Source organism: Streptomyces sp. WELS2, assembly GCF_013870595.1.
Classification (GTDB): Bacteria; Actinomycetota; Actinomycetes; order Streptomycetales; family Streptomycetaceae; genus Streptomyces.
Genome location: NZ_JACBWZ010000363.1, coordinates 1 through 5,977, shown reverse-complemented (window position 1 = coordinate 5,977; position 5,977 = coordinate 1). Strand labels below are relative to the sequence as shown.

Below are 5,977 nucleotides of genomic sequence, written 5' to 3'. Positions count from 1 at the left end.
CGGGCCGCTTCGTACCGCCACCGCCGTCACAACCGAACCCGGTGCACCGCCGTCACAGGCGGGTGACGTCCAGTTCCCCGTCCGCGTACCGCCGGCGCAGCACCTTCTTGTCGAACTTGCCGACGCTGGTCTTCGGCACCGACTCGAGGGTGGTCCAGCGCTCGGGCAGCTGCCAGCGGGCGATCCGGACCTCCTCCGCGAGGAAGGTGCGCAGGGCCTGGAAGTCGGCGCTCGCGCCGGGCCGCAGGACGACGGTGGCCAGCGGGCGTTCGCCCCACTTGTCGTCGGGCACGGCGACGACGGCGGCCTCGGCGACGTCCGGGTGGGACATCAGCGCGTTCTCCAGCTCGACCGAGGAGATCCACTCGCCGCCGGACTTGATGACGTCCTTGGCGCGGTCGGTGAGGGTGAGATAGCCGTCGGGGGAGATGGTGCCGACGTCCCCGGTCTTCAGCCAGCCGTCCGCGCTGAACTTGTCGTCGGGGCGCAGGGGTTCGGCGTCGGGGCCGTTGTAGTAGGCGCCCGCGATCCAGGGGCCGCGCACCTCCAGCTCGCCGGCCGACTCGCCGTCCCAGGGCAGGTGTGCGCCGTCGGGGCCGGTGAGGCGGGCCTCGACGCCCGCCGGGAAGCGGCCCTGGGTGACGCGGTAGCGGAACTCCTCCTCGGTGCCGGCCGCGTGGGCCGGCGGACGGGCCACCGTGCCCAGCGGGGAGGTCTCCGTCATGCCCCAGGCGTGGCGGACCCGCATGCCGAGCTTGTCGAAGGCCGCCATCAGGGACGGCGGACAGGCGGCGCCGCCGATGGTGACCTGGGTGAGGGAGGAGACGTCCCGCGGCCGCGCGGTGAGTTCGCCGAGCAGGCCCTGCCAGATGGTCGGGACGGCCGCCGCGTGGGTGGGCCGTTCGGACCCGATCATCTCGGCGAGCGGGGCCGGCTGGAGGAAGCGGTCCGGCATCAGCAGGTTCACGCCGGTCATGAAGGTGGCGTGCGGCAGCCCCCACGCGTTCACGTGGAACTGCGGGACGACCACCAGGGAGGTGTCCTGGTCGGTCAGGCCCATCGACTGGGCCATGTTGACCTGCATGGAGTGCAGGTAGACCGAACGGTGGCTGTAGACCACGCCCTTGGGGTCGCCGGTCGTGCCGGAGGTGTAGCACATGGCGGCGGCCCGGCGTTCGTCCAGCTCGGGCCAGTCGTAGTGGTCGGGCCGGCCGGCGATCAGCTCCTCGTACTCGTGCACCCGGGCGGCGGCGCCCGCCAGCGGGGCCCGGTCGCCGGGGCCGGAGACGACGACGTGTTCGACCGTCGGCAGCTGCGGAAGCAGCGGCGCGAGCAGCGGGATCAGCGATCCGTTGACGATGACGACCTTGTCGGCCGCGTGGTTGACGATCCACACCAGCTGCTCGGCGGGCAGCCGCAGATTGAGCGTGTGCAGCACCGCGCCCATGGACGGCACGGCGAAGTACGCCTCGACGTGCTCGGCGTTGTTCCACATGAGCGTGCCGACCCGGTCGTCGCCCGTCACGCCCAGCTCGTCCCGCAGGGCGTGGGCCAGCCGGGCGGCGCGGACCCCGATGCCGGCGAAGGTGCGCCGGTGCGGCTCGGACTCCCCGGTCCAGGTGGTCACCCGCGACGATCCGTGGACCGTGGCCCCGTGGGTCAGGATCCTGGAGATCAGCAGCGGTACGTCCTGCATGGTGCTCAGCACGGAGTCCTCCCGGGCGACATCGCCTACGCGGTGGTAGAGGTTCCGCTGATTCTGCGCGCATACCACGCGGTATGTCACTAGGGGGTGTGTCACGCTCCGGTCACCTCGGAGCGGGCCGGGGCCGCCGCGGAGGGGGCCGACGGTCACCGTGGAACGGGCCGGGGGCACCGGTCGCCGCCGGCGGGGAGCTCTAGCGGGCCGGGGCCAGCTCCGGGTCCTCGCGCAGCTTGCACAGCGCCCGGGAGACCGCCGACTTCACCGTGCCCACCGACACGCCGAGCAGTTCGGCGGTCTGTGCCTCGCTCAGGTCCTCGTAGTACCTGAGGACGACCATGGCCCGCTGGCGCGCCGGCAGCCGCAGGACCGCCCGCCACATCGCGTCGCGCAGCGCCTGCCGCTCGGCCGGGTCCTCGCCGAGGGGCAGGGGCTCGGGCTCGGGCAGCTCCTCGCAGACGAACTCGTCCACCCGGCGCTTGCGCCACTGCGAGGTACGGGTGTTCACCAGCGCCCGGCGCACATAGCCGTCCAGCGCCCGGTGGTCCTCGATCCGCTCCCACGCGACATAGGTCTTGGCCAGCGCGGTCTGCAACAGGTCCTCGGCGTCGTTCGGGTTCGCGGTCAGCGAGCGCGCGGTGCGCAGCAGGACCGGCTGGCGGGCCCGCACGTACGCCGCGAACGTCGGGTAGAGGGAGGTCTGCCGCCCGGGTGCGGCGGCGGCCGAGGCGCTGGTGCAGACGGGTGTGGTCATGCCTCCACGCTAGGAGCGGGGACCCCGCCCGGGTATCGGCCGCAGGTCCTGAAGACGGATCCCCCTCAGGTTGTAGGGGTAGGGCTGCCTCCACCTCCTGAAGGTGGAGCACGGGTCCGTCCCGTCTGCGGGTACGACCCTGAGGAACCGCCGGGTACGGCCCTCGCGACCCACCCGCCGAACACGACCGCGCGGCGGCACCGAAGCACCGCCGCGCAGCCGTGTCACGACCCTGAAGCACGCCCCACGAGGCCCCTCCCCACGAAGGACCTCGGCCGGGGCTCAGCCGTGCCGCCTCACCCCCACAGGGGGGTGAAGTCGACGGACGTGTTGTCGTTGCCCTGCTGGATGCCGGTCCACGCGGACCGGTTGACCTGCGCGGTGTTGCTCTGGTTCGAGGCACCGGCGCCGACCGCGTTCTGGTTCGCGGTGGCCGAGTTCCCGCTGTTGTCGTCACCGACCCCACTGCCGAGCACCGCCGCCGCTCCGGCATTCGATCCGTCGTCCGCGAGGGCGCCGTTGTCCGCCGCCGCGACACCGGTGAAGAGTGCGGCCGCGAGCGGCAGGGCGGAGACGGCGGCGAGAACGCGAGCGGTACGGATGCTTGCCATGTATTCCTCCAGGAACCAAGCACTGAGCGGCCCGAGGGCCGGAAGTGTGTGAACCGCTTCTCGTGTCGAGGCGGTCGGCCGGCCGGCTCGACGATCGTGGACGACGTCGCGCAACCAGAGTTGCCCAGCGATTCCCCGGCGAACCATCCCCGACGTCATGATTCCCACTCAAGCGTGATGACAAGTCGATAAACCCCTATCGGCATCTTTAGCGGCCTTCCATCCGAGAAGCGGCTGATACGACCTTCGGCTCGTCAAGCGATACAAGGGACGAATCGTTTCCCCCGCCCACTCTCGCCGCCCACCGCCCCTTGGCGCGTAACCGATATCCACCCTTCCCTTACTCGAACACATGTACGACCATAGAGTCATGGCCCTCACCGACCGGCAGGCCACGGCACTGGCCCTCGCGCACGCCCTGTCCGCCGCCGAGCGCGGCCTGGCCGTCATCCCCCTGTCCCGGACGAAACTCCCGGCACTGCGCTCCCCCCACCGCGACGAACCGGCCCCGGCCGAACCGCCCTGCCACGGCGCCTGCGGGCGCCCCGGCCACGGCGTGTACGACGCCACCACCGACCCCGGACGCGTCCGCGCCCTGTTCGCCGCCGCGCCCTGGGCCACCGGCTACGGCATCGCCTGCGGACTGCCGCCGCACCACCTGATCGGCGTCGACCTGGACACCAAGTCCGGCACGGACTCCGCGGCCGACCTGCGCGAACTGGCCCTGCGCCACTTGTTCACGATCCCGGAGACGGTCGTCGTGCTCACCCCGAGCGGGGGCCGCCACCTGTGGCTGAGCGGACCGCCGGACACCGTGGTCCCCAACTCGGCCGGCCGGCTCGCCCCCGGCATCGACATCCGGGGCGCCGGCGGTTACCTGGTGGGCCCCGGCTCCCGCACCGACCACGGCGTCTACACCGTGGCCCCGGGAACCGCCCGGCTGCCCCCGGCCCCCTGCCCACCGGCCCTGCTCCGGCTCCTGGTCCCCCCTCGCCGGACCCGCCACCCGGCACCGACCGCCCCCGGTGACCAGGGGCACGGGCTGGTCCACTTCGTCCTCTCCGCGCACGAGGGCCAGCGCAACACCCGCCTGTTCTGGGCGGCCTGCCGCGCCTACGAGAACGGGATCGGCCCCGCCCTGGCGGACGCCCTGACCGAGGCGGCCCGGACGACCGGCCTGCCCGAGCGCGAGGCCCGCGCCACGATCGCGTCGGCGGCCCGGATGACCGGACACCAGGACCACTGAGCGACGCCCCGGACGGCTGGGCAGGCGCGGAGCCGCGAACCCTTTTACGATCCGAACGTGACGGACATACCGGATGAACTGATCAGACTGGAACGCACCGCCGAGCAGGAACGCGCCCGCCTGGCGGGCCTGACCGGCGAGGCGTACGACGCGCAGCGGCGCCGCTTCCGCGTGGCCTCGGACGCGGTGCACGAGGCGATCACCGCCCGGGCCGAGGCGACCGGCACCGACCCCCACGAGGTCGGACAGGCGGTACGCCGCGCGGTACGCCAGACCCAGGAGGACCCGGCCGTGGAGTAACCGCCCCGCACCACGGCCGGGACGGGGCCGTACGCAGGGAGCCGTGCCCACCGCGCCGGCGCGCGGATTCCCCACCCGGCAGGGTGGACGAGGGTGGGACGGCCCATGCAGAAAGGGTGCCCCTCGGTGAGGAGCACCCTGCTGACCTGCGTAATTACAACTTCCGCGGAGGCGGTGGGATTTGAACCCACGGTGACATCGCTGCCACGACGGTTTTCAAGACCGTTCCCTTCGGCCGCTCGGGCACGCCTCCCCGCGCCGGCGGAGACCGACGGCGCGGGTACAGATTACCGGCCCGTCGGCCGCGGCGGGCGGCCCCGTCAGCTGTCGCCCTCGCGTGCGCCCAGCGTCAGGTCCACGGTGTGCTCCTGACCGCCCCGCTTGTAGGTGATGGTGACCTTGTCGCCGGGCTGGTGGGTCCAGATCTCGCCGATCAGGGTGGGACCGCTGTCGATCACGTGGTCGTCGAGCTTGGTGATGACGTCGCCGGGCTTCAGACCGGCCTTGTCCGCCGGACCGCCGGACTCGACCGCGGCGGCGCCGCCCGTGCCCTGCTCGGTGATCTTCGCGCCGTCGGAGGAGTCCTGCAGGGAGACGGACGCGCCGATCTTGGCGTACACCGGCTTGCCGGTCTTGATCAGCTGCTGGGCCACGTACTTCGCCTGGTTGATCGGGATGGCGAAGCCCAGGCCGATCGATCCGGACTGGCCGGAGCCGAAGCCGCCGCTTCCCGTGGACTGGATCGCGGAGTTGATGCCGATGACCGCACCGGAGGCGTCCAGCAGCGGGCCGCCGGAGTTGCCCGGGTTGATGGACGCGTCGGTCTGCAGGGCGCTCATGTAGGACGCCTTGCTGGTGGAGCTGCCGTCGCTGGAGGCCACCGGACGGTCCTTGGCGCTGATGATGCCCGTCGTCACCGTGTTGGACAGGCCGAAGGGCGCGCCGATGGCGATGGTTTCGTCACCGACGGCCACCTTGTCGGAGTCGCCGAGGGGGAGCGGCCGCAGACCGGCGGGGGCGTTCTTGAGCTTGATGACCGCGACGTCGTAGCCCTGGGCGTGACCGACGACCTCGGCGTCGTACTTCTTCCCGCTCGGGAAGGTGGCCGTGAGCCGGCCGCCGTCCACCGCCTCCGCGACCACGTGGTTGTTGGTGACGATGTGACCCTGGGTGTCGAAGACGAAGCCGGTACCGGTGCCGCCCTCGCCGTCGCTGCTCTCGGCCTGGATCGTCACCGTGCTGGGCAGCGCCTTGGCGGCCACGTTGGCGATCGTGCCCGGCGCGCGCTTGACCTGCGTGGCGCTGTCGGAGGCGGAGACCGTGGTGGAGCCGCGGTCGTCCCGGTCCCTGGCCAGGGTGTAGCC

Annotated in this window: 6 protein-coding genes and 1 tRNA gene; 2 read left to right on the top strand and 5 right to left on the bottom strand. The window is 72.2% G+C overall.

Annotated features, from left to right (window positions below):
* Positions 1-52 precede the first annotated feature (52 nt).
* From H5J33_RS20515 to H5J33_RS20505, 3 genes are all read right to left on the bottom strand, one after another.
* Positions 53-1,708 (bottom strand): long-chain fatty acid--CoA ligase, encoded by a 1,656-nt coding sequence (locus H5J33_RS20515; RefSeq protein WP_181796388.1) that lies wholly within the window; start codon positions 1,706-1,708, stop codon positions 53-55.
* 190 nt (positions 1,709-1,898) lie between these two features.
* Positions 1,899-2,456 (bottom strand): SigE family RNA polymerase sigma factor, encoded by a 558-nt coding sequence (locus H5J33_RS20510; protein WP_181796387.1) that lies wholly within the window; start codon positions 2,454-2,456, stop codon positions 1,899-1,901.
* A gap of 296 nt (positions 2,457-2,752) precedes the next feature.
* Entirely contained in the window at positions 2,753-3,067 is a 315-nt protein-coding gene (locus H5J33_RS20505; RefSeq protein WP_181796386.1) for a hypothetical protein, read from the bottom strand.
* Positions 3,068-3,437: 370 nt separating this feature from the next.
* On the opposite strand from H5J33_RS20505, the gene H5J33_RS20500 reads away from it, so the two are divergent.
* Positions 3,438-4,313 carry a bifunctional DNA primase/polymerase gene (locus H5J33_RS20500; RefSeq protein WP_181796385.1) on the top strand — a complete coding sequence of 292 codons (876 nt, stop codon included), beginning with the start codon at positions 3,438-3,440 and terminating at the stop codon, positions 4,311-4,313.
* A gap of 57 nt (positions 4,314-4,370) precedes the next feature.
* Positions 4,371-4,613 carry a hypothetical protein gene (locus H5J33_RS20495; protein ID WP_181796384.1) on the top strand — a complete coding sequence of 81 codons (243 nt, stop codon included), beginning with the start codon at positions 4,371-4,373 and terminating at the stop codon, positions 4,611-4,613.
* Between the two features lie 166 nt (positions 4,614-4,779).
* On the opposite strand, the gene H5J33_RS20490 is transcribed toward H5J33_RS20495, so the two are convergent.
* Together H5J33_RS20490 and H5J33_RS20485 are read right to left on the bottom strand one after the other, a co-directional pair.
* A tRNA-Ser gene (locus H5J33_RS20490) sits at positions 4,780-4,866 on the bottom strand.
* A 67-nt stretch (positions 4,867-4,933) separates the two neighbouring features.
* On the bottom strand, positions 4,934-5,977 hold a 1,044-nt coding region (locus H5J33_RS20485), incomplete at its 5' end, for a S1C family serine protease (RefSeq protein ID WP_181796383.1).

Bases quoted from the DNA above. Each gene is read 5' to 3' on its own strand.
- H5J33_RS20510 (WP_181796387.1), bottom strand. From the start codon at position 2,456: ATGACCACACCCGTCTGCACCAGCGCCTCGGCCGCCGCCGCACCCGGG.
- H5J33_RS20505 (WP_181796386.1), bottom strand. From the start codon at position 3,067: ATGGCAAGCATCCGTACCGCTCGCGTTCTCGCCGCCGTCTCCGCCCTG.
- H5J33_RS20500 (WP_181796385.1), top strand. From the start codon at position 3,438: ATGGCCCTCACCGACCGGCAGGCCACGGCACTGGCCCTCGCGCACGCC.